The sequence below is a fragment of the Glycomyces harbinensis genome (genome assembly GCF_900101745.1).
In the GTDB taxonomy this organism is placed as follows: domain Bacteria; phylum Actinomycetota; class Actinomycetes; order Mycobacteriales; family Micromonosporaceae; genus Glycomyces; species Glycomyces harbinensis.
In genome coordinates this window covers 109,453-135,266 of record NZ_FNAD01000005.1, presented here as the reverse complement: position 1 = coordinate 135,266, position 25,814 = coordinate 109,453, and the positions used below count along the sequence as shown (strand labels likewise).

Here is a 25,814-nt window from a genome sequence, read left to right as displayed (position 1 = left end):
GGTAATCAAGCGTAAGGATCGGTGTCGACCACGGTGCGGATGATCTCCGCGAGCTCCTCGACCCGCTCGATGCCCTCGGCGTCCGAGGCCGAACCGCCGGTCATGATCGCGATCTCGATCGGCTGGTCGGTGTCGCCGGCGATGACGCCGATCGAGTTGACGACCCACTCCCCGCCCATGACGTCCCGGGTGTCCCAGCCGTTCTTCATCCACACGGTCTCGCCGTCGTGCGCCGCCGCCGAGACGCCCCACTCCTGGAAGTCGGCGAGGTCGCCCATGAGCGAGCGCGCGTACTCGACCTGCTCGGCGTCGAGCACCCCGCCCTCCTCGTACAGCGCGAGTTCGAGCACTCGCAGCTGGTCGATCGCGGTCGTCTGCGTCTTGCCCCACTGCTCGGTCTCGTTCGGGTTCGTGTTCTCCAGCCCGAAGTCGATGTGCGCCTGGGCGATCGCGGCGTGCCCGTCGTCGAACGTCCCGCCGTACAGCACGTCGTTCGTCGCGTCGTTGTCCGAGTTGCGGATCATCAGCTCGGCCGAGTCCATGACCCAGTCCGGCACCTCGCCGAGCGTGCCGTAGTGCTCCAGCATCATCGTGAGGATCTCGACCTTGACGATCGAGGCCGTGTCGTACTGGACGTCGCCCTCGTAGTCGAGCTGGAACTCGCCGTCGTCGACCGCGACGGAGGCGTAGAAGTTCTCGTCGTCCAGACCGGCGATGAACTCGCCCACGGCCTGGTCGAGGTCGGTCTGCAACTGCTCCTGGGCGGCCTGGCGCAGCTGCTCCTCGGAGGGCTGCATGGACGAGTCGGACAGCTCCGAGTCGTCGGCCTGCGAACCGGGCAGGCTCTCCTCGGCGCCGCCGCCCTCCCCGCCGTCGTCCCGGGCGGAATTGGTGAGGAAGATCGTCGCCGCGACGAGCACGGCGAGGGCCGGCACGGCGAGATAAGGCCAGAGCCGTCGCGAGGAGGAGGCGTGCTTGGAGCTCACAGATGGGAACCCGATCTTCAATGCGAGGACGCGGACGAAGTGCTGCGGCCCACGCTAAAGCAGACACCGAAGCGATCACAAGCAGGGTCAATCGAGAGTTCGGTAACGGTTGCGCATCACTGGTGGTCACGCGCCCGCGGACCCTGCTCCCTCCATCATCCCTCGCAGGGCCGGCGCCCGCCAACGCCGAAGCGCCCGTCACAGGGACGGGCGCCGCTCAGCAGTCTTCGATCGGACGGGGCCGTGAGGCACTGGTCCGGGCTCTCGGAGTGGGACCTGGGGAGGAAATGACCATCAACGATTGCCCGAGCCGCAGTGCCTCACGGAGACTCCGCCATGCCGAACCCGAGTGAGGCTCCGGGCACCGCCGCGAAGGGCACCGCTCGCGCGGGCCCCGACGGCGCCTTGGACTCCGGTCGCCGCGACCGCGCAGCGCGCGCGGCGCGGGCCGGCTCCGGACCGGCGAAACACCGGGCCGCCCGCTGCCGGTCGCGCCGGTTGCGCACCCGCCCGCCGGACCAGGCCGGCGTGCCATGCGCGGAACCGGACGCGGCGGCCGCCTGCGGCGCCGGGGACTGCGGGGCGAGGGCCGTCATGCCGTCGCCCGCTGCTTGAGCAGGGTGCGCGCCACCGCGGCGGCCACACCCACCAGGCAGATGATCGCGACCAGGGCCAGCAGGCCGTTCGCGCCGTCGGCCACCGCCTTCGGGTCGACCGCCACGACCTCGCCCTCGACGGCGGGCTCCCCGCCCGCGCCGGGGTCCTCCTCCGTGCCCGGAGGCGGGCCGAACGCGTTCACCTCGTCCTCGGGGGCCTCCTCGGCGTCGGCCCCGGGCTCGTCCTCGGCGGCGTCCGCGTCGGGACCCTGCCGGGCCGTGCCCTCGCCCGTGCCGTGGTCCTGCGGGTCCGAGGCCGGCTCGGCCCCGTCCTCGTCGACCGCCGGAAGCTCGTGCGAATCCGGCTCCTGGGAACCCGACCCGTCCTCCTCCTCCGACTGCGCCTCGACCACCAGCACCTGCGCCGACTCGTACTCGGCGAACAGGCCGTGGCAGGTCGGGACCATCGCGACCTCGGCCGAACGGTTCATCGCGAACACCACCGCGGCGCCCGAGTCGATGTCGTAGACCTCGTCGCCCACGTACAGTTCGGCGGCCGTGCCCAGATCGTTGCGGTAGCTGACCTGCGAGCCCTGCTCCACCGTCACCTCGGACGAGTCCGGGGCCGACGACGCCGACACCAGGCCGAGCGTCCCGCAGTCGCCGCTGAACACGATCTCACCGCCGCTGCCCGCCTCCGGCTCCTCGGCCGTGGCGATGCTCATGCCGGCGGCACCGCCGACCGCGAGCATCGAGGCCGCCGAGATCGCCGCCAGGCGCGAGCGCCGCCGCTTCGACCGGCGGTCCATCGCCTCCTGGATCACCGGCGCCACCCGGCCGTCGTTCACCGGGTACGGCAGCGGAGGACGCGTCTGGGCCCGGGACTGGTGACCGAGCTTCGTTGTGTGTCTTCCCATGCCTGCGTATCTCCAACTGCGTCTTCGTACGGGTGCCGACCCGAGGTGTCGCGCGAATCAGGTCTCAACCCCGTTCAACGAACCGGCGGCGGAAAGGTGACGGCCCCGCCCGCCGGGAATTCGCCCCGACACCCCGCCCGACCGCCCTCATGCGCCCGTATGGAGCGAAGCGACCGTCCGTAGGATGTGGCCCAGACAGCACCGAGGGAGACCGCGAGAACCCCATGGCGATCACCGCAACCGAACCCCAGGACGGGCGCGAGCCCGACGACGGGGCCCCCGCGCCCGGCACCGAGGACGCGGCCGCCCCGGCACCGGCCGAGGACCACGAGCGCTGGCAGCGCTTCGCCGCCGCCTCGGAAGACGACGACGCCGCGCCCGGCCCCGAGACCGCCCCGCCCGGACGCTGGCGCCGCACCGGCCGCGCGCTGCGCCGCGGCGCCCGCTCGGAATGGACCCTCGCCGGACTCTTCAGCGTCCTCCTCGCCGTCGCCATGACCTGGCCCCTCGCCAAAGACCTCGACGACGTCATCCCCCACGACACCGGCGACCCGCTGCTGCTCACCTACATCCTCGGCTGGGTCGGCCACGCCCTGCGCGAGAACCCCGCCGGGATCTGGGACACCAACAGCTTCTGGCCCCTCACCGACGCCTACCTCTTCACCGACACGCTCCTGGGCTACGCGCCCTTCGCGCTGTTCATCACCGGGCCCCAGAGCGCCCTCGTGGTCTACAACCTCCTGTACATCGGGACGTTCGCCCTCGCCTTCCTCGGCGCCTACGCCCTCCTGCGCCAGCTCGGCGCCCGCGTCGCCGGATCGGCCGTCGCCGCCGCCGCGTTCGCCTACGCCCCCTGGAAACTCGGCCAGGCCGGACACCTCCAGGTGCTCTCCATGGGCGGCATCGCCCTCGCGCTGGCCATGCTCGCGCGCGGCCACGGCTGGTCCCTGCGCGGCGGATTCAAGGCCGAACGCCAGCGGCCCGGCTGGATCCTCGCCGGATGGCTCACCGCCCTGTGGCAGTTCTCGATCGGCGCCGGACTCGGCATCCCGTTCGTCTACCTGCTCCTGGGCGTCGGCGTGGTCGTGGGCCTGCACTGGCTCGCCCTGCGCCCGCGCCTGCGCTGGCGGACCCTCGCCGCGGACGGCGTCGGCGGCGTCGTGTTCAGCCTCGGCGTCCTGTGGATCGCCGACAAGCACGCCGTGGTCGCCCGCGCCTACCCCGAGGCGGTCCGCGACGCCGACTACATCAGCTGGTTCAGCCCCACCTGGCAGAGCTTCATCATCGCCCCGGAGGAGTCGCGCGTGTGGGGCGCGGCGCACGAGGCGGCCCGCGCGGACCTGACCTGGGCGCCCGAGCAGGCGCTCCTGGTCGGCTTCACGCTCGTCGCGCTCGCCGTCGCGGGCCTGGTGTGGTCGTGCTGGACCGGCCGGCAGCGCTTCTGGCTCGCCCTCGGCGCCGCCGCCGTCTTCGCCGTCAGCATGGGCCCCAACTTCCTCGACCAGGGCGCGTGGGCGTGGGCGCCCCTGTACGAGTACGCCCCCGGCTGGGACGCGATCCGCACGCCCGGGCGACTGGCGATCTACCTGACGCTGATCCTCGCGGTCCTCGCGGCCGGAACGCTCACCCGGATCGCCGACGAGGCCGACGCGGTCGCGCACGCCGCCCGCATCGACAAGCGCCTGAAAGTGAAGGCGCCCAGGCGCGTCCACGCCCTCCTGTTCCTGCCGATCGGCCTCGTCCTGTGGGAGGGCCTGACCGTCGCCCCCTACGCGCCGGTGCCCGAAGCGCCGGTCGACATGTCCGCACTGGAGGGCCCCGTGCTGTTCCTGCCCTCGGGCGGCGGCGACACGAAAGTGCAGTACTGGAGCACCGACGGATTCGTGGAGGTCGCCAACGGCGTCGCGGCGTTCACGCCCGACGAGCAGGCGGGCCTGCGCTCGATGTCGCAGGGCTTCCCCAGCGACGAGGCGATCGAGTCGCTGCGCGAGGCGGGCATCGAGACCGTGGTGGTCCTCCCGGGCTCACTGCCCGGCAGCGACTGGTCGGACCTCGACACCGAGGCGGAGCCGTTCGGCGTGGAGGTCGAACGCACCGACACCGCGGTCGTCTACGACCTGAACGCCGACTGAGTCACGCCGGGCCCATCGGCGTGAAGAACGCCAGCGACCCCACCGCGTCCAGGCGCGGCGGCGAGTGCAGCGGCGAGGCCGTCACGTCGAACGTCCGGTGCACGCCGCGGTGGTCGATGCGCATCAGGCTGCGCTCCAGCGCGTCGGTCTGGAGCGCCTGCACGGGCGCGAGCCGCGCCAGCTCCGAGTCCACGAGCGGGTGCGCGCCCGCCGAGAAGTCCAGGAAGCGAAGGCCCGCATCGAGAAAGCGCGGCATGACCGCGTCCACGTCGCGCGCGAGGCCGAGGATGTGCCGCGCTTCCAGCGAGATCGCCACGATCCGCGTGTCGGCCGCCAGCAGCAGGCACGCGTCGGCGCTGGCCGTCACCGCGGCGCGCCAGGTGGACAGCGCCGGATCAAGTCCCCTGCCGTTGGGTCCGGGCGCGGTGGCCCGTAGCGGTATGACCAGTTCGAGTTGCGTCAATTGGGCGTTCCCGGGGGTAGTCGTAACGCTCAGTCTGTCCACGTTAACAGAGAAAAGTTGATCTTCGTCCCCCGCGCGTCTACCCTCAGGTCATGAGTGCCAACGACGCGCCCGCCTACGGAGTCGACTCCGAGGTGGGACGCCTTCGCAGCGTCATGCTCCACCGCCCGGGCGGGGAACTGCGCCGCCTGACACCGCGGAACACCGGCGCGCTGCTGTTCGACGGCATCCCCTGGGTCGAGCGGGCGCAGGCCGAGCACGACCGGTTCGCGGGCACGCTGCTCGAGCACGGCGTCGAGGTCCTGTACGTCGCCGCGCTGCTCAGCGAGTGCTTCGAGCTGCCCGAGGCCCGCGAGGCCGTCACCGTCTCGGTCACCGCCGACCCGCGCCTGGGCCAGACCCTCCGCCACGAGCTCGCCGCGTACCTGGCCGACCTGGAGCCCGAGCGCCTCGCGGCGGTCCTCATCGAAGGCCTCACCAAGGAGGAGTTCGGCACCTCGAGCTCCTTGCGGCACAAGATGATGCGGCCCACCGACTTCGTGATCGACCCGCTGCCGAACATGATGTTCACGCGCGACTCCTCGGTGTGGGTCGGCGACGCGGTCGCCGTGACCAGCCTCGCGATGCCCGCGCGCCGCCGCGAGACCACGCTGACGGGCATCATCTACCACCACCACCCGCGCTTCGCCGCCGTGCCGAAGCTCTACGACCCCTCGCTCGAGCACCTCGAAGGCGGCGACGTACTGGCCCTCGCGCCGGGCGTGCTCGCCGTCGGCGTCGGCGAGCGCACCACCCCCGCGGGCGCCGAGCGCTTGGCGCGCAAGGCGTTCGAGCACGGGAAGATCCACACCGTGCTCGTGGTCCCGATCGCGCAGCGCCGGGCCACGATGCACCTGGACACCGTCTGCACCATGGTCGACCGCGACCGCATGGTCATGTACGCCCCTGCCGAGCAGCGCCTGGAGGCGTTCACGCTCTCCAGCCGCGACGGCGGCGCGAGCCTCGACATCAAGGGCCCCAGGCGGTTCCTCGACGCGGCGGCCGAAGCGATCGGGGTCGACCGCATCGAGATCATCCACACCGGCGAGCGCGACGTGGTCACGGCCGAACGCGAGCAGTGGGACGACGGCAACAACACCCTCGCCCTCGCGCCCGGACTGGCGGTCGCCTACGAGCGCAACACGGTCACCAACGCCCGCCTCGAGCGCGCCGGGATCAAGGTCCTCACCATCCCCGGCTCCGAACTCGGCAGCGGCCGGGGAGGCCCCCGGTGCATGTCCTGCCCGTCCATGCGAGACGGCCTCGCGGCGTCTCAGATGTTCGCGGCGATGTCGCGGCGGAAGTAGCCGCCTTCGAGCTTGACGCCCTCGGCGAGCGCGTACGCCTCCTGGCGGGCCTGCGCGACCGACTTGCCGGTGCCGACGCAGCCGAGCACGCGGCCGCCCGTCGCGATGAGCTGGCCCGACGCGTCCAGGGCCGTCCCGGCGTGGAACACCCCGTCCTCGTCGGCGCCGTAGAGCGGCCGGCCGGTCACCGTGGTGCCCGGGTAGCCCTCGTTGGCGACCACGACGCACACGGCGGCGCCCTCGCGCCACCACAGGGAGCCGACGTCGGCGAGCCTGCCGGTCGCGGCCGCGAGGAGCAGCTCGCCCAGCGGGGTCTCCATGAGCGCGAGGACCGCCTGGATCTCCGGGTCGCCGAAGCGCGCGTTGAACTCGACGACCTTGAGGCCCTTGGCGGTCAGGGCCAGCCCGCAGTACAGGGTGCCGACGAACGGGATGCCGCGCCCGGCCAGCTCGGCCAGCGTCGGCTGGGCCACGCGCTCCATGACCTCTGCGACCAGGTCGTCCGGGGCCCACGGCAGCGGGCAGTAGGCGCCCATGCCGCCGGTGTTGGGGCCGGTGCCGTCCTCGCCGATGCGCTTGAAGTCCTGGGCCGGGAGCATCGCCTTCGCGGTCTTGCCGTCGCTGACGACGAACACGGAGACCTCGGGGCCGTCGAGGTACTCCTCGATGACGACGCGCTCGCAGTCGACCGCGTGGGCGAGCGCCTGCTCGCGGTCCTCGGTGACGATGACGCCCTTGCCGGCGGCGAGGCCGTCGTCCTTGACGACGTAGGGCGCGCCGAACTCGTCGAGCGCGGCCTCGGCCTCCTCGCGGGTGCGGCAGACGCGCGCGGCGGCGGTCGGCACGCCCGCGGCGGCCATGATCTCCTTGGCGAACGCCTTGGAGCCCTCGATCCGGGCGGCCTCGCCGCTGGGACCGTAGACGGGGATGCCCTTGGCGCGGACCGCGTCGGCGACGCCCGCCACGAGCGGCGCCTCGGGCCCGACGATCACGAGGTCGGCGGCGGAGGTCACCGCCAGCGAGGCGACGGCGGCCGGGTCGGTCTGGTTCACCGGGACGCACTCGCCGAGCGCGGCCATGCCCGGGTTGCCGGGGGCGCAGATGAGCTTGGTGACGGATTCGTCCGAAGCCAGCGCCGCCGCGAGGGCGTGCTCGCGGCCGCCGGAGCCGATCAGGAGTACTCGCACACCGCTAGTTTACGGGGCCGCTACGTGCTGGTTCACCGCCACGCCGAGTGGTTCCGATTACTGGGCGGTCCGCGAGCCCCGATCGCGTGCCCTCACGCTTTCGGGCGACACGCGGGCCGCGGGCGGCGGATCCTGTCGCACCCGCGCAGGACGCTGGCCCTACCTTTCCCCGTGGTGGGTGGGGGTTTGGGATGGTAGGAGTGGGATGTTGTTCGCCTTGAGCCTTCTCCGACCGGCATTGCTCGCGAGCATGACTTCGGCGGGTCCGGCTGTGAACGAGTCCCTGACCTGGACTACTCGCGTTTCTTGCTGGCAAGCATGGGTGTCATCATTGCCCCGTGACTGCCAATGTGCTCGCCGAGCGTTACGCCTCCGCCCAGATGCGGGGCATCTGGGACCCCGTCGGGAAGATCAAGGCCGAGCGCCGGCTGTGGATCGCCGTGCTCAAGGCCCAGCAGGAGCTGGGCGTCACCGTGCCCGAGGGCGTCGTCGAGGCCTACGAGGCCGTCGTCGACCAGGTCGACCTCGCCTCCATCGCCGAGCGCGAGCGCACCACCCTCCACGACGTCAAGGCCCGCATCGAGGAGTTCTCCGCCCTCGCCGGCCACCAGCACATCCACAAGGGCATGACCAGCCGCGACCTCACCGAGAACGTCGAGCAGATGCAGGTCCGCCAGTCCCTCGAACTGGTCCGCGATCGCACCGTCGCCGCCCTCGTGCGCCTCGCGGCCCGCGCCGCCCAGTACCGCGACCTCGCCATGACCGGCCGCAGCCACAACGTCCCCGCCCAGGCCACCACCCTCGGGAAGCGCTTCGCGACCTGGGCCGAGGAACTCCTCGCCGCCTACGACCGCATCGAGGACCTCCTCGAGCGGTACCCCCTCCGGGGGATCAAGGGCCCGGTCGGCACCGCCCAGGACATGCTCGACCTCTTCGACGGCGACACCGCCCGACTCGCCGAACTCGAGTCGCGCATCGCCGCCCACCTCGGCTTCGAGCGCGTCATGGACTCCGTCGGCCAGGTCTACCCGCGCTCGCTCGACTACGAGGTCGGCACCGCGCTCGTGCAGGCCGTCGCCGCGCCCTCCTCGACCGCGCTCACCATCCGCCTCATGGCTGGCGCCGAGCTCGCCACCGAGGGCTTCGCGCCCGGCCAGGTCGGCTCGTCCGCCATGCCGCACAAGATGAACACCCGCTCCTCCGAGCGCGTCAACGGCCTCGCCGTCGTCGCCCGCGGCTACGCGGCCATGCTCGGGGAACTCGCCGGCGACCAGTGGAACGAGGGCGACGTGTCCTGCTCGGTCGTCCGCCGCGTCGCGCTCCCCGACCTCTGCTACGCCGTCGACGGCCTATATGAGACGTTCCTCACCGTCCTCGACAACTTCGGGGCCTACCCGGCCGTCATCGACGCCGAACTCGACCGCTACCTCCCCTTCCTGACCTCCACAAAGGTCCTCATGGAGGCCGTCAAGCAGGGCGCCGGCCGCGAGGACGCGCACGAGGCCATCAAGGAGCACGCCGTCGCCGTCGCCCGCGCCATGCGCGAGGAGGGCCTGCGCGAGAACGACCTCTTCGACCGCCTCGCCGCCGACCCGCGACTGCCCCTGGACCGGGCCGGCCTGGACGCCCTCGTCGCGAATACGGGTGAATTCACCGGTGCCGCAGGCGATCAGGTCGACCGTGTCACCGAAAGGGTGACGGCGGCGGCGAAAGCGCACCCCGAAGCGGCCGCGTACCGGCCCGGCGGCATCCTCTGACCGCTGTGACTTGGCACTGTTCGCGCCGCGCGGCGCTGGCCCAGGTCACGGCAGATGAATATGCTTGCCCTGTCCCGTCCATGTGACCGACAGGAGTGCGACCGTGGCCCGTGTAGTGGTCGACGTGATGCTGAAGTCCGAAATCCTCGACCCCCAGGGTGAGGCCGTCCTCGGAGCGCTGCCCCGCCTCGGCGTCAACGACGTCGCGTCGGTTCGGATCGGCAAGCGCGTCGAGATCGAGTTCGACCAGAACGCCCAGAACGTCGAGGAGCAGTCGCGAGTGATCGCCGACCAGCTCCTGGCCAACCCCGTCATCGAGAGCTTCACCGTCTCGATCGAGGCGGCATGACCGCACGCATCGGGATCGTGACCTTCCCCGGCTCGCTCGACGACCGGGACGCCGCCCGCGCGGTGCACCTGGCCGGGGCCGAGCCGGTCGCCCTGTGGCACGACGACGCCCAGATCCACGGGGTCGACGGCGTGTGGCTGCCCGGGGGCTTCTCCTACGGCGACGCCCTCCGGTGCGGCGCCATCGCCCGCTTCTCGCAGGTGATGGACACGGTCAAGGCGGCCGCCGGCCAGGGGATGCCCGTGATCGGGGTCTGCAACGGCTTCCAGATGCTGTGCGAATCGCACCTGCTGCCGGGGGCCCTGGTGCGCAACGCCCACCTGCGCTACCGCAACCGCCCCGCGCGCCTGCGCGTGGAGACCGACCGGACCGCCTGGACCCGCCTGTACGAGCCCGGCAACGAGGTCGTCTTCCCCGCCAAGCACGGCGAGGGCCGCTACGTGGCCGACGAGGCGGTCCTCGACCGCCTGGAGGGCGAGGGCCGCGTGGTCTTCCGCTACCTCGACAACCCGAACGGCTCGATGCGCGACATCGCCGGGGTGACCAACGAGGCCGGGAACGTCGTCGGCCTCATGCCCCACCCCGAACACGCCGTCGAGGCGCTCACCGGGCCGTCCACCGACGGCCTCGGCATAGTCGCCTCCGTCCTGGCCCACCTCAGTGAGGGAGTGCGTCGATGACCCGTGACCTGAACGTCGCCGTGGACACCGTCGGCGTCGCCGACGCGACCCCCGACGAGAAGCAGCCCTGGGCCGAACTGGGCCTCAAGGAGGACGAGTACCAGCGCATCCGCGAGGTCCTCGGCCGCCGCCCGACCCAGTCCGAGCTCGCCATGTACTCGATCATGTGGTCCGAGCACTGCTCGTACAAGTCGAGCAAGGTGCACCTGCGCCAGTTCGGCGAGAAGAACCCGCGGACCCCGCGCCTGCTGGCCGGGATCGGCGAGAACGCCGGCGTCGTCGCCATCGACGACCACATCGCCGTCACGTTCAAGGTCGAGTCGCACAACCACCCGTCGTACGTCGAGCCCAAGCAGGGCGCGGCCACGGGCGTGGGCGGCATCATCCGCGACATCATCGCGATGGGCGCCCGCCCGATCGCGGTCATGGACTCGCTGCGGTTCGGCGCCATCGACCACCCCGACACCGCCCGGGTCCTCCCGGGCGTCGTCGACGGCATCGGCCACTACGGCAACTGCGTGGGCCTGCCCAACATCGGCGGCGAAACCTACTTCGACCCGTGCTACCAGGGCAATCCGCTGGTCAACGCGTTGAGCGTCGGCGTCATGCCGCGCTCGCGCCTCCAGTCGATGCAGGCCAGCGGCACGGGCAACATCGTGATCCTCCTCGGCGCCAAGACCGGCCGCGACGGCATCGGCGGCGTCTCCGTCCTCGCCTCCGCGACCTTCTCGGAGTCGGGCGAGGGCGACGCGCGCCCGAGCGTGCAGGTCGGCGACCCGTTCACCGAGAAGCTGCTCATCGAGGTGTGCCTCGAACTGTTCGACGCGGGCCTCGTCGTCGGCGTCCAGGACCTCGGCGGCGCGGGCCTGACCTGCGCCCTGTCCGAGACCGCGGCGGCCGGCGACGGCGGCATGCACGTCGACCTCGAACTCGTGCCCCTGCGCGCCGAGGGCATGGAGCCGCAGGACATCCTCGCCTCCGAGTCGCAGGAGCGGATGCTCCTCATCGTCGACCCGGCCAAGGCCGAAGAGGTCCTCGCCCGATCCCGCCGCTGGGGCCTGCTCGCCACCGCGATCGGCACCGTCACCGGCACCGGCCGCCTCGTCGTCGACTTCCACGGCCAGACCGTCGTCGACGTCCCCCCGAAGTCGCTCGCCGACGAGGGCCCGGTCTACAACCGGCCCTTCACCGAGCCGAACGACCTCGGGCTCATCGCCGTGGACCGCGCCGAGACGCTGCCGCGCCCCGCCACCGACGAGGAGATCCGCCAGACCGTCCTCGACATGGCCGCCAGCCCCAACCTGTGCGACAAGTCCTGGATCACCGAGCAGTACGACTCCTCGGTGTTCGGCAACACCGTCCTGGGCGCCCCGCACGACGCGGGCGTGATCCGCCTGGACGAGCGCACCGGCGTCGGCATCGCGATCTCCCTGGACGGCAACGGCCGCTTCGCGCGGCTCGACCCGTACCACGGGGCGCAGCTCGCGCTCGCCGAGGCGTACCGGAACGTCGCCGTCACCGGCGCGACCCCGATCGCCGTCTCCGACTGCCTCAACTTCGGCTCCCCCGAGGACCCGCACGTCATGTGGCAGTTCGAGCGGGCCGTCACCGGCATCGCCGACGGCTGCCAGAAGCTCGGCATCCCCGTCACCGGCGGCAACGTGTCCTTCTACAACCAGACCGGCCGCGAGGCGATCCACCCGACGCCCGTCATCGGCGTGCTCGGCGTGATCGACGACGTCGCGCGCCGCATCCCGCTGGGACTGGGCCGGACCGGGGACACCATCGCGCTCATCGGCACCACCCTCGAAGAGCTCTCGGGCTCGGAGTGGGCGCAGGTCAAGCACGGCCACCTCGGCGGCGTCCCGCCGAAGGTCGACCTCGACCACGAGATGAAGCTCGCCGAACTCCTCGGGCGCCTCGCCGGGACCGAGCAGCTCGCCGCCGCCCACGACCTCTCCGAAGGCGGGCTCGCCCAGGCCCTCGTGGAGGCCATCTGCCACTCCGGCCTCGGCGCGCAGATCCTCCTGCCCGAGGGCGCCGACCCGTTCACGTACCTGTTCTCGGAGTCCTCCGGGCGGGTGCTCGTGGTCATCCCGCGCGGCCAGGAACTCGCCGTGCGCACCGCGTGCGAGCAGCGCGGCCTGCCGATCACGCCGCTGGGCGTCACCGACGCGAACACCGACGGCCTGCACCTGAGGGACCACTTCGACCTCACCCGCGGCGACCTCGAAGCGGCCTGGAAGGGCCGCATCGGATCCCGCCTGGGCGAGTAGCACCGAGCGAGACGACGAAGCCGCCCCGGCCGAAATGGCCGGGGCGGCTTCGCGCGCATATAAAGAGGTGTGGGAAGCGGGCGGGGACCGGCGGCCCCTACGCGTTCCCGTCCAGATCTTCGCCGTGGGGCCCGGCCAGCGGCAGGTGCTCGGACAGGTCGGCCCGCTGGCCCGAGGCCGCGACCTTCCCGGCGGCGACGGCGGCCGCGAAGCCGAGGCGGCCCGTACCCAGTTCGAGGAACACCAGCGGCGCGCACTCGATGACGTTCGGCGGCGTCCCCCGGCGGTGCCGGGGCCCCTCGACGCACTGCACCGCGCCGTACGGCGGCACCCGCACTTCCACCGAATGACCCGGGGCGTTGTCCGCCAGGGCCTTGAGCAGTTCGCGCACCGCGGCCTTGAGCGTCTCCCGATCGGGAGCCTCGTCATTGTCGATCGCGGCGATGGCGTCGGCCACAGCGTCCACGGGGAAACCTCCGAACCACGTTAGACTGCCCGATACGGCCCGTTGCCGAACGGGCCTGCTCAGGAGCGAGCGAGGGACCGAACGCATGCGCCGCGCCGTACACCGCGCCGCGCGCCCCCCGGTCCCGTAACCGAATTGAGACCAGGCATAGTGGCGACGACGGCCCGCTTCCGTGGGTTCGTCGTGCCCGCCCGTGGCAGACGCCGCGAGTGAGCGCTGGATGGCACATGCCCAGGAGGGGATGTAGATGACCGTAGCTGCCGAACCGGGCGGGACCCAGACTAGCGTCCCGCGGGCCCGGCGGAGGGTCGGGGGTGGGCTGCCGAGGCGCCTCTCCGGCCTCGCGGTCGTGGTCGGCGCTCTGCTCGGCATGCTGACGTTCCCGCAGGCAGCGATGGCGCAGGGCGACTTCACCGCCGCGATAACCCAGGGCCACGACCCGCAGTTGGAGATCGGCGGTGCGACCGCCACGGTCGTCGTCGACGTGACGGCCGTCTTCCCCCCGGGCACGGGCCCCAAGGACGCCGAGATCAAGGCGAGCGTCGCCGGCCTCGACAACCTCGCCTACGTCAGCGTGGGCGGCGGGTGCGAGGCGAGCGGCGACAGCTCCGTCAAGTGCGCGGGCATGACCTCGGGCGAGATGCGCCAGGTCCAGTTCATCGTCTCCCCGATGGGCGAGGCCGACCTCCCCGACGGGCAGTCCCAGACCGGCGCGCTCAACGTCGAGTTCCCCGGCGGCGCGACCCAGACGTCCGTGACCGTCTGGGGCACGGCTTCCGCCTCGATCACCTCGATCAGCGGCACCGTCTCCTCGAACGCCGAGCCGGTCGAGGGCGCGAAGCTCGTCCTCACCGACGGCGAGGGCGGCGAGCACGAGACCGAGACCGGCGGCGACGGCGGCTACGAGTTCACCGGCGACGGCTCGAACCCGATCGCCCCCGGCGACATGACGATGGTCATCACCAAGGACGGGTTCGAGGAGAAGACCGAGGAGTTCTCGGTCAACGAGGGCTCGACCACGTTCAACCGGAACGTGACGCTCACGAAGGTCGAGGCCGAGGAGTCCTCCGCGCCGCCGACCAGCGCCGCGCCCACGCCCGCCGAGGAGACGAGCGCGCCGCCGCCGAAGGACACCGGCATCTCCGGCACGCTCATCTTCCTCATCGTGATCGGCGCCCTGCTGGTCGTCGGCGGCATCATCGGCATCGTGTTCCTGCTGCGCGGCGGCAAGGACGACAAGGACGACGACGGCGAGAGCTTCACCCCCGGCGGCCCGCCCGAGCACCAGCCGACCGCGGCCCAGGTCGGGACGCCCGGCGTCTACCAGGCCGGGCCCGCGCCCGGTTCGGAGGCGCCCACGATGATCCACCCCGGCGGCCTCGTCGACGGCCCCGGCAACCCGGCCGCGCCGACCCAGTTCGGCCCCGCGTACGGCGGCTCGGACTCCACGCAGGTCATGCCCCAGGCCGGTTTCGGCGCCGCACCCGGCGCACCGGGCCTCGGCCCGGACGGGACCACGATCCTCCCGGTCGTCAAGCAGCCCGGCGGACCGGGCGCGTCGGACGCCACGCAGATCATGCCGCAGGCGAACCTCTCGAAGCCGCCCGCGGCGGCCCCGCCGAGCGCGTTCGCCGATCCCGGCGCGACCCGCCCGCACCCGGGCCCGTCGGCCCCGCCGAACCCGTACGCGGACCCGAACGCGACGCGGCCGCACCCCGGCGCGTCCGCGCCGCCGAGCCCTTCGGCGCCGCCCAATCCGTACGCGGACCCGAACGCGACCAGGCCGCACCCGGGGGTGAGCCCGTACGGGGCCGATCCGGGCGCGACCCGCCCGCACCCGTCGCCGACGCCTCCGCCGCCGCCTGCGACCGGTTCGATGTTCGAGCCGCAGAACCCGGCGAACGCGCCCGCCGCGCAGCCCGAGCAGCGTTTCGGCTCGCCGAGCGCGCCGCAGTACGGGCCCGGTTCGCAGGGCTACGGCGCCCAGCCGAACCAGCCCAGCCAGCCGCCGGGCTACGGCAGTCAGCCGAGCCAGCCTGCCGGGTACGGCAGCCAGCCCGGCCAGCCGAGCCAGCCCGCCGGGTACGGTGCCCAGCCGAGCCAGCCGCAGGGCTACGGCTCGCACTCGGCGCCGAACGCGCCGCAGAGCGCGCCGCCCGGGGGCGACCCGTACCCGAGCCAGTCGATGCGCCGGGACCCGTACGCGCCGCAGGAGCAGCCCGCGCCGCCGACCGGCGAGTACGGGGCGACCCGCGCGATGCCGCAGCACGGCGACCCGTCGCAGTCCCAGCCGCCGGCGCCCTACGGGAGCGAGCAGCAGCGCGAGCCCCGCGAGGACGAGGACCCGGACTCGCGGCGCACCGAGCGCCGCAGCTGGGGCGAGTGGGACGACCGCCCCCGCTCCTGGTAGCCGGGACCGACCGCGAACGACCGCGAACGTCGCGGCGGGCTGTGCCCGCCGCGGCGTTCATTTTTTGCGGGCCGCTTGCCGCCGGCGGTGAATCCGGCCCCGCCGGGCCGCTTCGCGGCCGATTTCACCTTGTCGGGGAGGGGTACGGCACACACCCGCCGTCGTTGGCGGGTGGCGACTTCCCGCAGGTCCGATAGACTGAGACTGGCGGTTCGGACTGACCCGGAAACGGGTACGTCAGTGAACTGGATTCCATTCAGCCGCGGCGAAGCTTGCGAGCCGCGGACCTGCCCCAGCCAACTGAGGAGTTGCAGTGGCCCGAGGTGACGGTCGACTCACCACGGAACTCGATCCCGACAATCCCGGCCCACGCGACGCCTGCGGCGTCGTCGGCATCTGGGCCCCCGGGGAAGAGGTCTCGAAACTCACCTACTTCGGGCTATACGCGCTGCAGCACCGCGGCCAGGAGGCCGCGGGCATCGCCGTCTCGGACGGCGCCCGCACCGTCGTCTACAAGGACCTCGGCCTGGTCGCCCAGGTCTTCGACGAGTCCACCCTCGCACCGCTCCAGGGCCACCTGGCCATCGGCCACGCCCGCTACTCCACCACCGGCGCCCCCACCTGGGAGAACTCCCAGCCGACCATCAGGTCCTCCTCCACGGGCACGGCGATCGCCTTGGCCCACAACGGGAACCTGGTGAACACGGCCGACCTCCTCAAGGAGGTCGACCATCTCGGCATCGACATGGGCACCACCACCTCCGACACGCACCTGGTCACCGCGCTCCTCGCGGCCCACCCCGACGAGTCCGTCTCGGCCGCCGCCGAGCGCGTCCTCCCGAAGCTGCGCGGCGCGTTCTGCCTGGTCTTCATGGACGAGAACACGCTCTACGCCGCCCGCGACCCGCAGGGCGTGCACCCGCTCGTGCTCGGGCGCCTCGCCTCCGGCTGGGCCGTCGCCAGCGAGACCGCCGCCCTCGACACCATCGGCGCGACCTTCGTGCGCGAGGTCGAGCCCGGCGAGCTGCTCACCATCGACGAGCACGGCCTGCGCTCCACCCGCTTCGCGAACCCCGAGCCCAAGGGCTGCCTGTTCGAGTACGTCTACCTCGCCCGCCCCGACACGAAACTGGCCGGGCGCAACGTCTACGCCACCCGCGTCGAGGTCGGCCGCACGCTCGCCCGCGAGTACCCGGTCGAGGCCGACCTGGTCATCGGCGTCCCCGAGTCGGGCATCCCGGCCGCGATCGGCTACGCCGAGGAGTCCGGGATCCCCTACGGCCAGGGCTTCACCAAGAACCAGTACGTGGGCCGCACCTTCATCCAGCCCTCGCAGTCGCTGCGCCAGCTGGGCATCCGCCTCAAGCTCAACCCCCTGGTCGACCAGATCAAGGGCAAGCGCCTGGTCATCGTCGACGACACGATCGTCCGCGGCAACACCCAGCGCGCGCTCGTGCGGATGCTGCGCGAGGCCGGGGCGGTCGAGGTCCACATCCGCATCTCCGCCCCCCCGGTCGAATGGCCGTGCTTCTACGGCATCGACTTCGCCACCAGGGCCGAGCTCATCGCCGGCTCGCTCGACGTGGACGGCATCCGCTCCCAGATCGGCGCCGACTCGCTCGGCTTCGTCTCGATGGACGGCCTGGTCCGCGCCACCGAGCAGCCCGCGTCCCGACTGTGCATGGCCTGCTTCGACGGCAACTACCCGATCGAACTGCCGGCCGCCGACCTCATCGGCAAGCACCTCATGGAACCGCACCCCGACACTCCGGGGCGCCAGACCCCGCGAACCACCGAAGTGAGCACGCAAGTGCGGGAAGGGACCACAGCGTGAGCAGCGCCTCCACCACTCGAAGGACCATCTCCTACCAGTCCTCGGGCGTCGACATCGCCGCCGGGGACCGGGCGGTCGAGGCGCTCAAGCCCTTGATCAGGAAGACCGTGCGGCCCGAGGTCGTCGGCGGCATCGGCGGGTTCGCCGGCCTGTTCGCGCTCGACACCGAGAAGTACAAGAAGCCGCTGCTCGCCTCCTCCACCGACGGCGTCGGCACCAAGCTCGTCATCGCCCAGAAGCTCGACATCCACGACACGGTCGGCATCGACCTGGTCGCCATGGTCGTCGACGACCTCGTCGTCTGCGGCGCCGAGCCGCTGTTCCTCCTGGACTACATCGCGACCGGCCAGGTCGTCCCCGAGAGGATCGCCGACATCGGCGCCGGGATCGCCGACGGCTGCCGCTACGCGGGCTGCTCCCTCATCGGCGGCGAGATCGCCGAGCACCCCGGCGTCATGCGCCCCGACGACTACGACATCTCCGCCACCGGCGTCGGCGTCGTGGAGGCCGACCAGCTGCTCGGCCCCGACCGGGTCAAGCCCGGCGACGTCGCGATCGCCATGCGCGCCTCGGGCGTCCACTCCAACGGCTTCTCGCTCGTGCGCGAGGCCCTGTTCGGCGTCGGCGGCATGGACCTGGGCACCGTCGTGCCCGAGTTCGGCAACCAGCGGACCCTCGGCGAGGAGCTGATGACGCCGACGCACATCTACGCCAAGGACTGCCTCGAGCTCGCCAAGGAGTGCGACGTGCACGCCTTCGCGCACATCACCGGCGGCGGCATCGCCGGGAACCTGGTCCGGTCCCTCCCCGAGGGCCTCCAGATCGAGGTCGACCGCGCCACCTGGACCCCGAACCCGGTCTTCGACGTCGTGCAGCGCGTCGGCGGCATCGGCGACGAGGAGATGGAGCGGACGTTCAACATGGGCATCGGCATGGTCGCCATCGTCGCGCCCGACCAGGTCGACCGCTCGCTGGCCGTGCTCACCGCGCGCCACGTCGAGGCCTGGACCATCGGCGAGGTGGCCGCGGGCGACGCGGGCGTCAAGCTGGCGGGCGACTATCTGACGGCTGGGTAGGGATCTCCGGGTCCAGGGCCTGAGGGTCCTTCTCGGGACCCGGGTCCTGCGCCTCTTCCGCACCTTCCGCCTCCGCGGAGGCCGCTTCCAGGGCCTCGCGGTGGCGTTTGGCCTTGATGCTGAGCCACAGCCAGATCAGTCCGAGCACCGGCAGCATCGCGGACGAGATGAGCGCCGGGATCAGGTGCAGCGTCGGCGTCAGCATGACGCCGACGATGAGCAGCGTCGAGATGAGGATCGTCCGCCTCGTGGCCGGGTCGAAGACCGACAGCGGTCCCAGCGGGATCGTGTGCCACGGGACGCGCTTGGCGCTGCGGATGATGATCAGGCCCAGCAGGAACCCGGCCGGCTCGTCCGAGAGCCAGTGCTGGCCCAGGAACACCTGCGAGGAGAACACGATCACCGGCGGCGCGATGAGCAGCGTCCACCGCGCCCACGCGGGCAGGACCCCGCCCACGAGCATCACGATGAGCCCGAACAGCAGGATCGAGTTCACGGCGTGCCCTGAGGGGAACGCCGTCGCGTCGGGGATGGAGCCCCCGCCCTCGGGGTGGTACGTGAACAGCAGCGGCCCGTCCGGGGAGACCTCCTTGAGGGCGAAGGGGTGCTGGGACAGCGGCCGGCCCAGCAGGTGCTTCATGCCCAGGATGCTCGCCAGGGTGATGAACGAGATGACGTACATCAGGAGCGGGCGGATCGACCGCGACCGCAGCGCGCACCAGATCGCGATGAGCAGCGTGACCGTGGCGACCGTGCGGGCCTGGCCGAACTCGGCCCCCGCCTTCGCGATGTCGCGCAGCCACACCACGTCGTTGGCGTCGACGGCCCACAACCGCACTTCCCAGTCGAGGCGCACCAGCCACGACGGGTAGCTCACGAAGAACGCGAGCCCCAGGAAGCCGAGGAACATGAGCAGATCGGGCCACCAGCTCGTCGGCCGCTTCCCGTACGGTTCCCAATCGAACCAGCCGACCGGGATGTAGCGGCGCAGCGGCGTGATGATCTGCCGGACGACCGCGTCGTCACGCACGGTGACGCCGCGGTCCGTGATGGCGTCGCTCCTGCGCGCGGTCGTCGACCGGTTCGATTCAGAAGACATAGATGGATGTTCGCCGGTGAAAGTGAATTTTGATGCCGCCACACCCGAACTGGACCGAATTTGTTATCAGGTCGGTATATATGGTGTGGTTTGGGACGCAAGCAGAATGAGCTGCGCCGATACTCCGCGATACCGGTCACGTTCCGACGCCCGGCACCGGGCCGGAGCGGTCCGGCGGACGAATCCGAGCGCGGCGTCGAATACGATTGAATACCATCCCAAACCCCCACCCACCCGGGGAACGATCCTGCCGCTCCATCGTCACGCGCGGGTGCGACAGAAATCCGCCCGAAAGCCGCGCACCGACGAAGAAGTCACCTGAACGTGTGAACGCGTTCACGGCGGGGTCAGCCGCCGCCGCGAGGCTGAGGCCATGAGACGCATCCTCCCCATCGCCGCGGCCGCCGCCGCGGCGGCCCTCCTCGCCGCCCTTCCCGCGGCACCCGCCGCGGCCCACCCGAGCCGCGACTTCGACCTCCAGGCCCACCGCGGCGGCCTCGGCCTCGTCGTCGAGAACACCCTCCCCGCCTTCGCCAACGCCCTCGAGCTGGGCGTGAGCACCCTGGAGCTCGACGTCCAGATCACCGAGGACGGCCACGCCGTCGTCACCCACGACCGCAGGGTCTCCGGCGCCAAGTGCCTCGACACCGCCCCCGCCTTCCAGGGCGACCCCGAATACCCCTACGTCGGCAAGTACGTCAACACCCTCACCCTCGACCAGGTCCGCACCCTCGACTGCGGCTCCCTCGCGCAGGCCGCCTTCCCCGGCCAGCAGACGCGCCCCGGCGAGCCCATGCCGCTCCTCTCCGAGGTCTTCGACCTGGTGAAGGACTACAAGGCCAAGGGCGTCACGCTCAACATCGAGACGAAGGTCGAGGCCGGGGCACCCACCGAGACCGCGCCGCGCGAGGCCTTCGTCGAGGCCGTCACCGCCGACATCCGCGAAGCCCGCATCAGCCGCCAGGTCACCATCCAGAGCTTCGACTGGGGCACCCTCATGCTCATGGGCGACACCGCCCCCGAGCTGCCGCTCGTGGCCCTCACCAACATCACGTTCCTCCAGACCGGCCGGCCCGGCGCCTCGCCCTGGCTCGGCGGCATCGACATCGACGACTTCGGCGGCGACCCGATCGCCGCGATCGACTCCTTCGGCGCCGACGCGTTCTCGCCCGTCCACGGCTCCCCGCAGAACGGGAAGGTCGGCGACGCGGACTACGTCCCGTACGTCACCGAGGCCATGGTCGACCACGCCCACGACCACGGCATCGAAGTGATCCCGTGGACCGTCGACGACGAGGCCACCATGCGCAAGCTCGTCGACGACGGCGTGGACGGCATCATCACCGACTACCCGGACGTCCTGCGCCAGGTCATGAAGGACTACGGCTTCAAACTCCCCAAGCGCTACACCGACTGCTGACCGTTCGCACCCGCACGGCCCCGGGCGCGGCAGGCGCGCCCGGGGCCGGCGGTCGTCAGCGGCCGGGTCGCTCGGCGGCTCAGGCGCACCGCTTCTCAGCCGCTCATCGGCATCACGCGCGCGATGAGGATCGAGGAGCCGCCCCCGGCGCCCGCGTAGGCCGCGCTGCCGTCGTCGAAGGCCTTGAACGCCTGGTAGTCGTGGTCGGGCACGTCGATCGCGAACGCGTCGCCGACCGCGCCGCCGCCCGAGTCGTACACCCGCGCCTCGATCCCCGAACCGGACTCCCAGGCCAGCAGCATCAGGTCGGGCCCGTACGACACCAGGTGCGGATGCGGGGCATCGACACCGGTGTCGACAGTGGAGTCCGAGGCGCCGCCGTCGAAGTGCTCCAGGCGGACCGCGCCGCCCTGGCTCCACGCCGTCCAGTACCCGCCGTCGCCCGCCGCCACGAGGTCGCCGCCGAACAGCGTCCCGTCGCAGGTCCCGGCCGCCACGGTCCGGTACGCGGGCCGGGCGATGCGGCACTCGTTGTCGGTGGCGCACACCATGCCGAACTCGCCGGCGTCCTCGTTCCACGCGATCCGCGTGGTCCAGCTGTGGCTGCATCCGACCTCGAACGCGTCCGCGTGGTCGACGAGGTTCCCGTCCGCGTCCACGACCTGCATCCGGTCGCCCTGGTGGACGTCCACGCAGCCGCCGTTCGACACCGTGATCGCCACGCCGAAGTACGCCGCCCAGTTCGAGCCGTCCGTGGCCAGGCGCCCGTGGTGCTGGTACCACCACACGAAGCGGGCGCCGTCGTCGTAGCCCGCCAGGCCGTCGCCGAGGTTGGTGACCTGGCGCCCCCACTGCTGCTCGCCCGCATTGTCGAAGCGCACCATGTGCATCGTGTTGCACGGGCTGGACTCCCCGCCGCACAGCGGCCCGTCCCCGCACGAGCCCTCGCGCGTCACGAGCACCACGACGCCGTCCCCGTCGGCCGCGACGTCCTGGAGGTCGATGCCCTCGAGGTCGATCACGTCGCCGTCGATCCGGTCGTCGCAGTCGAGTCTCGCCAGGTGCACCTGGTCGTCGGCGCCCAGCCACGCGAGCCAGGAGCCGCCCGGCCGCGCCGCGATCGCCATCGGCAGGGGCTCGGTGTCGCCCTCGCCGCCGTAGCCGGCCACGTCCGTGCCCGTGTCGACCTCGGTGACCGTGACCTCGGGCGACGGGCCCACGGGCCGCCGGCACTCGCCCGCGGCGAGCGGGCTCGCGGAGGCCTTGTCGCCCGACGGGACCGGGGCCCCGCCGTCCGACGAGGCCGAGGCCGAGTCGGCGCCGCCCGAGGCGGCCGCGGCGGCTTCCCCGTCCGGTGGATCGCCCGGCGAGAACGCCAGGGCCGCGGCGACGGTGGTGCCCGAGACGAGGAGGATCGCGGCGGCGGCCACGACCGCGACGCGCTGCCGAGCGGTCCCCCGCCACGGGTTCAGGCGGTGGGAACGGGGTGCTGAAGGTCTACTCATTGCCGGTTTCGTCCTTCAATATGCCGCCGCGACCCGGAGAGCCGAGGCGGTGATGTGAGTCGTGCCACCCGACCTTACCGATCACATAGGAGCGCGCGGCACGCTCCCTCCCGGACCGGAGCCCGCGCGGCGCTAGGCTCGGGCCATGGAGTTGATCGGCGGGGGCAGGGCCTCACAGGTGTTCGCGCTCGGCGAGCGGAAGGTCCTGCGGCGCAGCGGTTTCGACGTGAGCGGCGAGGCGCGGCTCATGCGGCATCTGCACCAGGCGGGCTTTCCGGTGCCGGAAGTGCTCGCGGTCGACGGCGGTGACCTGACCATGCGGCGCCTCCACGGCCGCACCCTGGGAGCCGAGGTCGTCGGCGGAGGGCTCGGCGCGGATGGCGCCTCAGCCGTGCTCCTCGACCTGCACGACCGGCTCCACGAGATCGACGCCCCGGCATGGCTGCCGACCGAGGCCCGCGGAATCGAGCTGGGCGGCAAGGGAACGCCGAAGGTGCTCCACCTCGACCTGCACCCCGAGAACGTGATCGTCACCGACGAGGGCCCCTACCTCATCGACTGGACCAACGCGGCCGCCGGTGAACCGGAGATCGACCTCGCGGTGTCCTGGGCGGTCCTGGTCGGCATCGACCCCGACGCCCTCGGCGAGGGCGCGGCGGCCCTCGCCGGCCTCCTGAACGCCTTCGCCCGCCGGACCACGGCGGACGCCTTGGCGATCGCGGTCGCCTATCGCAGGGCGGACCCCAACGTCGATGCGGCCGAAGCCGATCGGCTCGGCGAAGCCTCGGACGCCGCGAGGGTCGGGTAGTCGGTGTAGCCGTCGGGGCCGCCGGTGTACTCCAGGCCCTCCTCGCGCACCGGGTTCAGCGGGGCGCCGATCCGCAGGCGCTCCACCAGGTCCGGGTTGGCCAGGAACGCCCGGCCGAGCGACACCAGGTCCGCGCCCGCCTCGATCAGCCTCCGGGCCTTGGACAGTCCCCCGTCCTCGGGGATCGGCAGCGTCCGGCCCAGGACCGGGTTCGCGATGAGCGTCCCCTTCCACTGGCGCCGCAGCGCGGTGAACCACGGCGCGTCCGGCTCGGTGTACACGGTGTGCACGTACGCCATGCCGAGCGGCGCGATGGCGTCGATCAGCGCCGGGTACAGCACGTCGGTGTCGGACTCGCTGATGCCGTTGACCCGGTTCCCGGGCGAGATCCGGATCCCCACCCGCTCGGCGCCGACCGCGTCGGCCACCGCCCGCACCACCTCGACGACGAACCTGATCCGGTTCGCGACGCTCCCGCCGTACCCGTCGGTGCGCCGGTTCGTCCCGTCCGCGAGGAACTGGTGCAGCAGATACCCGTTGGCCGCGTGGACCTCGACGCCCGAGAAGCCGGCGCGGACCCCGTTGCGGGCCGCGGCCGCGAACTGCGCCACCGCCGTCCGGATGTCCTCGGCGGTCATCTCGATCGGCACCGGCGAGTCCTGACGGCCGCTCGGCGTGTGGATGCCCTCGGGCAGCGCGATCGGCGACGGCGCGATCGGGTCCAGGCCGCTGTTGTCGCGGTGGCCGACGCGCCCGCCGTGCTCGATCTGCATGAAGATCCGGCCGCCGGCCGCGTGCACCGCCTCGGCGATCCCGCGCCACCCGGCGACCTGCGACTCGGTGTAGATCCCGGCGACGTTCGGGGTCGTGATCCCGACCTGGGCGGGGATCGCGGCCTCGGTGACGATGAGGCCCGCGCTCGCGCGCTGCGCGTAGTACTCGGCCATGAGCGGCGGCGGCGTGCCGTCGTCCTCGGCGCGGTTGCGGGTCATGGGGGCCATGACCAGGCGGTTCGGAAGCTCCAGGGACCCGACCCGGGCCGGTGCGAAGAGGCTGTCGGCCTCGGCTGAGTGCGTCATGGGCGTACCGTAGAACCTGACACCAATGGCAGGTTCAAGGGAATGTGAGGCAGGCCATGCGAATCGGTGAACTGGCCCGGCGCACGGGCGTCAGCGAGCGGTCCCTGCGCTACTACGGCGAGCAGGGCCTGCTCGACGCCGAGCGTACGCCGGGCGGCCACCGGGAGTACCCCGAGCGGGCGGTCGACCGGGTGGTGCGCATCCAGATCCTGTTCGCGGCCGGGCTCAACTCGGCGACGATCCACAGTGTCCTGCCGTGCATGAGCGACCAGGACGGCGGCCCGAACGAGCGCACGACCGAGTCGCTCGCACAGGAGCTGAAGGTCGAGCGCGAGCGCATCGACCGTCAGATCCAGGACCTGCTGCGCACCAGGGAGATCCTCGGCGAGGTCATCGACGCCGCCGAGGTCCGCGAACCCGCTTGACCGGCGCTCACGCCGCCGCGGTGAGCGGGAAGCGGACGCCCGTCAGGGTCTCGGAGAGCTCCCACAGCCGCTTCGCCGTCCCGGGGTCCTCGGCGGTGGGCGCCGGCTGCACGAGCACCGGCCAGCCCTTGCGCTCCCTGCGCCCGCCGGGCCCGAAGTACTGCCCGCCCTCGGCGCGCGGGTCGGTCGCGGCGTACAGCTGGGGCAGCGCGCCGGCCGCTGCCGACTGTGTCACGAACGGCATCACCACTTTGCCTGCGGCCCTGACCAGTGCGTTCGCGCTCTGCATCAGCTGCGTGTCCGAGAAGCCCGGGTGCGCCGCGAGGCTGCGCACGGGACTGCCCGCCGCGCGCAGGCGCCGGTCGAGTTCCAGCGTGAAGAGCATGTTGGCGAACTTGGACTGCTCGTAGTACCGCACCGGCCCGTAGCTCCGCTCCCCGGTCAGGTCGTCGAAGTGGATCCTGCCGCTGAGGTGCGCCAGGGACGAGACGGTGACCACGCGCGGGTGCTGCCCCTTCCCGAGGCGGTCGAGCAGCAGCCCGGTGAGCGCGAAGTGGCCGAGGTGGTTGGTCCCGAACTGGGACTCGTGGCCCTGCTTGGTGAGGCGGCGCGGCGGGATCATGATGCCGGCGTTGTTGACCAGGACGTCGAGGTGCCCGTCGTAGTCGGCGGCGAAGGCCTTGACGGAGTCGAGGTCGGCCAGGTCGAGGCGGCGGACCTCCAGGTCGGCGTCGGGCGCGGTGCTGATGATGTCGGCCGCGGCCGCGCGGCCCTTCTCCTCGCTGCGCACGGTCATGACGACGCGTGCGCCGCGGGCGGCGACCGCGCGGGCCGTCTCCAGGCCCAGCCCTGAGTTGGCGCCGGTCACCATGAAGGTGCGTCCGGTCTGGTCGGGGATGTCGGCGGTGGTCCATTCGGCGTTCATGGCGGATCCTCACGTAAGATGAACCTGACTTCATCATAATAATGAACCATGATTCATCTTATGGCAAGTCGAGGGCCG

At 72.0% G+C, this 25,814-nt stretch carries 22 protein-coding genes; 13 read left to right on the top strand and 9 right to left on the bottom strand.

Going from position 1 to position 25,814, the window contains the following annotated elements; translation table 11 throughout:
• Positions 1–5: 5 nt before the first annotated feature.
• Entirely contained in the window at positions 6–986 is a 981-nt protein-coding gene (locus BLQ63_RS10510; protein WP_091033188.1) for a serine hydrolase, read from the bottom strand.
• Positions 987–1,578: 592 nt separating this feature from the next.
• On the bottom strand, positions 1,579–2,307 hold the full coding sequence (locus BLQ63_RS28380; RefSeq protein ID WP_177154874.1) for an ICP22 family protein: 729 nt from the start codon (positions 2,305–2,307) through the stop codon (positions 1,579–1,581).
• On the opposite strand from BLQ63_RS28380, the gene BLQ63_RS28375 reads away from it, so the two are divergent.
• Both BLQ63_RS28375 and BLQ63_RS10500 read left to right on the top strand, forming a co-directional pair.
• Positions 2,306–2,473 carry a hypothetical protein gene (locus BLQ63_RS28375; RefSeq protein ID WP_177154873.1) on the top strand — a complete coding sequence of 56 codons (168 nt, stop codon included), beginning with the start codon at positions 2,306–2,308 and terminating at the stop codon, positions 2,471–2,473. The genes BLQ63_RS28380 and BLQ63_RS28375 overlap by 2 nt on opposite strands.
• 250 nt (positions 2,474–2,723) lie before the next feature.
• The gene (locus BLQ63_RS10500; protein ID WP_091033178.1) at positions 2,724–4,631 is read left to right on the top strand and encodes a hypothetical protein; all 1,908 of its coding nucleotides are present in this window, start codon (positions 2,724–2,726) and stop codon (positions 4,629–4,631) included.
• Between the two features lies 1 nt (position 4,632).
• On the opposite strand, the gene BLQ63_RS10495 is transcribed toward BLQ63_RS10500, so the two are convergent.
• Positions 4,633–5,094, bottom strand: coding sequence for a hypothetical protein (locus tag BLQ63_RS10495; RefSeq protein WP_143014841.1), 462 nt, complete (start codon positions 5,092–5,094; stop codon positions 4,633–4,635).
• Positions 5,095–5,186: 92 nt separating this feature from the next.
• Here BLQ63_RS10495 and BLQ63_RS10490 point away from each other — a divergent pair, with 92 nt between their 5' ends.
• The gene (locus BLQ63_RS10490) at positions 5,187–6,440 is read left to right on the top strand and encodes an arginine deiminase (RefSeq protein WP_091033170.1); all 1,254 of its coding nucleotides are present in this window, start codon (positions 5,187–5,189) and stop codon (positions 6,438–6,440) included.
• On the opposite strand, the gene purD is transcribed toward BLQ63_RS10490, so the two are convergent.
• Positions 6,407–7,627, bottom strand: a complete 1,221-nt coding sequence (purD, locus tag BLQ63_RS10485) for a phosphoribosylamine--glycine ligase (protein ID WP_091033167.1) — start codon at positions 7,625–7,627, stop codon at positions 6,407–6,409. The two genes, BLQ63_RS10490 and purD, sit on opposite strands and share 34 nt — an antisense overlap.
• Positions 7,628–7,965: 338 nt before the next feature.
• On the opposite strand from purD, the gene purB reads away from it, so the two are divergent.
• From purB to purL, 4 genes are all read left to right on the top strand, one after another.
• Positions 7,966–9,384 carry an adenylosuccinate lyase gene (gene purB / locus BLQ63_RS10480; protein WP_091033163.1) on the top strand — a complete coding sequence of 473 codons (1,419 nt, stop codon included), beginning with the start codon at positions 7,966–7,968 and terminating at the stop codon, positions 9,382–9,384.
• 103 nt (positions 9,385–9,487) lie between these two features.
• The gene (gene purS, locus BLQ63_RS10475; protein ID WP_091033159.1) at positions 9,488–9,733 is read left to right on the top strand and encodes a phosphoribosylformylglycinamidine synthase subunit PurS; all 246 of its coding nucleotides are present in this window, start codon (positions 9,488–9,490) and stop codon (positions 9,731–9,733) included.
• On the top strand, positions 9,730–10,413 hold the full coding sequence (gene purQ, locus BLQ63_RS10470) for a phosphoribosylformylglycinamidine synthase subunit PurQ (protein WP_091033155.1): 684 nt from the start codon (positions 9,730–9,732) through the stop codon (positions 10,411–10,413). Before purS ends, purQ begins: the two co-directional genes overlap by 4 nt.
• The gene (gene purL, locus BLQ63_RS10465) at positions 10,410–12,689 is read left to right on the top strand and encodes a phosphoribosylformylglycinamidine synthase subunit PurL (protein WP_091033151.1); all 2,280 of its coding nucleotides are present in this window, start codon (positions 10,410–10,412) and stop codon (positions 12,687–12,689) included. The genes purQ and purL overlap by 4 nt, the downstream gene beginning before the upstream one ends.
• A gap of 97 nt (positions 12,690–12,786) precedes the next feature.
• Here purL and BLQ63_RS10460 read toward each other — a convergent pair whose 3' ends face one another.
• Positions 12,787–13,146, bottom strand: a complete 360-nt coding sequence (locus BLQ63_RS10460; protein WP_091033148.1) for a sterol carrier family protein — start codon at positions 13,144–13,146, stop codon at positions 12,787–12,789.
• Between the two features lie 256 nt (positions 13,147–13,402).
• Between BLQ63_RS10460 and BLQ63_RS10455 the strand changes: the two genes are divergently transcribed.
• From BLQ63_RS10455 to purM, 3 genes are all read left to right on the top strand, one after another.
• Complete coding sequence (locus tag BLQ63_RS10455) at positions 13,403–15,565, top strand: carboxypeptidase-like regulatory domain-containing protein (RefSeq protein ID WP_091033144.1); 2,163 nt, start codon at positions 13,403–13,405, stop codon at positions 15,563–15,565.
• A gap of 313 nt (positions 15,566–15,878) precedes the next feature.
• Positions 15,879–17,399 carry an amidophosphoribosyltransferase gene (gene purF, locus BLQ63_RS10450; protein ID WP_091033141.1) on the top strand — a complete coding sequence of 507 codons (1,521 nt, stop codon included), beginning with the start codon at positions 15,879–15,881 and terminating at the stop codon, positions 17,397–17,399.
• Positions 17,396–18,475 carry a phosphoribosylformylglycinamidine cyclo-ligase gene (purM, locus tag BLQ63_RS10445; RefSeq protein ID WP_091033137.1) on the top strand — a complete coding sequence of 360 codons (1,080 nt, stop codon included), beginning with the start codon at positions 17,396–17,398 and terminating at the stop codon, positions 18,473–18,475. Before purF ends, purM begins: the two co-directional genes overlap by 4 nt.
• On the opposite strand, the gene BLQ63_RS10440 is transcribed toward purM, so the two are convergent.
• Positions 18,441–19,574 carry a phosphatase PAP2 family protein gene (locus BLQ63_RS10440; protein ID WP_091033134.1) on the bottom strand — a complete coding sequence of 378 codons (1,134 nt, stop codon included), beginning with the start codon at positions 19,572–19,574 and terminating at the stop codon, positions 18,441–18,443. The genes purM and BLQ63_RS10440 overlap by 35 nt on opposite strands.
• Before the next feature lie 373 nt (positions 19,575–19,947).
• On the opposite strand from BLQ63_RS10440, the gene BLQ63_RS10435 reads away from it, so the two are divergent.
• Positions 19,948–20,994: a glycerophosphodiester phosphodiesterase family protein gene (locus tag BLQ63_RS10435; protein ID WP_091033132.1), complete on the top strand. Its 1,047-nt coding sequence runs from the start codon at positions 19,948–19,950 to the stop codon at positions 20,992–20,994.
• Between the two features lie 95 nt (positions 20,995–21,089).
• On the opposite strand, the gene BLQ63_RS10430 is transcribed toward BLQ63_RS10435, so the two are convergent.
• A complete protein-coding gene (locus BLQ63_RS10430; protein WP_218125192.1) occupies positions 21,090–22,499 on the bottom strand; it encodes a hypothetical protein in 1,410 nt (469 codons plus the stop codon).
• Between the two features lie 145 nt (positions 22,500–22,644).
• Here BLQ63_RS10430 and BLQ63_RS10425 point away from each other — a divergent pair, with 145 nt between their 5' ends.
• A complete protein-coding gene (locus BLQ63_RS10425) occupies positions 22,645–23,307 on the top strand; it encodes a phosphotransferase (protein WP_091033129.1) in 663 nt (220 codons plus the stop codon).
• Here the strand turns inward: BLQ63_RS10425 and BLQ63_RS10420 are convergent.
• The gene (locus tag BLQ63_RS10420) at positions 23,226–24,386 is read right to left on the bottom strand and encodes an alkene reductase (protein WP_091033125.1); all 1,161 of its coding nucleotides are present in this window, start codon (positions 24,384–24,386) and stop codon (positions 23,226–23,228) included. The two genes, BLQ63_RS10425 and BLQ63_RS10420, sit on opposite strands and share 82 nt — an antisense overlap.
• Before the next feature lie 56 nt (positions 24,387–24,442).
• On the opposite strand from BLQ63_RS10420, the gene BLQ63_RS10415 reads away from it, so the two are divergent.
• On the top strand, positions 24,443–24,811 hold the full coding sequence (locus tag BLQ63_RS10415; RefSeq protein ID WP_091033121.1) for a MerR family transcriptional regulator: 369 nt from the start codon (positions 24,443–24,445) through the stop codon (positions 24,809–24,811).
• Between the two features lie 7 nt (positions 24,812–24,818).
• Here the strand turns inward: BLQ63_RS10415 and BLQ63_RS10410 are convergent, their stop codons facing one another.
• Positions 24,819–25,736, bottom strand: a complete 918-nt coding sequence (locus tag BLQ63_RS10410; protein WP_091033119.1) for an oxidoreductase — start codon at positions 25,734–25,736, stop codon at positions 24,819–24,821.
• Between the last annotated feature and the right edge of the window lie 78 nt (positions 25,737–25,814).

Coding starts and splice junctions, on each gene's coding strand:
- BLQ63_RS28375 (WP_177154873.1), top strand. CDS start 2,306: ATGCCGGCGGCACCGCCGACCGCGAGCATCGAGGCCGCCGAGATCGCC.
- BLQ63_RS28380 (WP_177154874.1), bottom strand. CDS start 2,307: ATGAGCATCGCCACGGCCGAGGAGCCGGAGGCGGGCAGCGGCGGTGAG.
- BLQ63_RS10500 (WP_091033178.1), top strand. CDS start 2,724: ATGGCGATCACCGCAACCGAACCCCAGGACGGGCGCGAGCCCGACGAC.
- BLQ63_RS10490 (WP_091033170.1), top strand. CDS start 5,187: ATGAGTGCCAACGACGCGCCCGCCTACGGAGTCGACTCCGAGGTGGGA.
- purQ (WP_091033155.1), top strand. CDS start 9,730: ATGACCGCACGCATCGGGATCGTGACCTTCCCCGGCTCGCTCGACGAC.
- purL (WP_091033151.1), top strand. CDS start 10,410: ATGACCCGTGACCTGAACGTCGCCGTGGACACCGTCGGCGTCGCCGAC.
- BLQ63_RS10455 (WP_091033144.1), top strand. CDS start 13,403: ATGACCGTAGCTGCCGAACCGGGCGGGACCCAGACTAGCGTCCCGCGG.
- BLQ63_RS10440 (WP_091033134.1), bottom strand. CDS start 19,574: ATGTCTTCTGAATCGAACCGGTCGACGACCGCGCGCAGGAGCGACGCC.
- BLQ63_RS10435 (WP_091033132.1), top strand. CDS start 19,948: ATGAGACGCATCCTCCCCATCGCCGCGGCCGCCGCCGCGGCGGCCCTC.
- BLQ63_RS10430 (WP_218125192.1), bottom strand. CDS start 22,499: ATGAGTAGACCTTCAGCACCCCGTTCCCACCGCCTGAACCCGTGGCGG.
- BLQ63_RS10425 (WP_091033129.1), top strand. CDS start 22,645: ATGGAGTTGATCGGCGGGGGCAGGGCCTCACAGGTGTTCGCGCTCGGC.
- BLQ63_RS10420 (WP_091033125.1), bottom strand. CDS start 24,386: ATGACGCACTCAGCCGAGGCCGACAGCCTCTTCGCACCGGCCCGGGTC.
- BLQ63_RS10415 (WP_091033121.1), top strand. CDS start 24,443: ATGCGAATCGGTGAACTGGCCCGGCGCACGGGCGTCAGCGAGCGGTCC.
- BLQ63_RS10410 (WP_091033119.1), bottom strand. CDS start 25,736: ATGAACGCCGAATGGACCACCGCCGACATCCCCGACCAGACCGGACGC.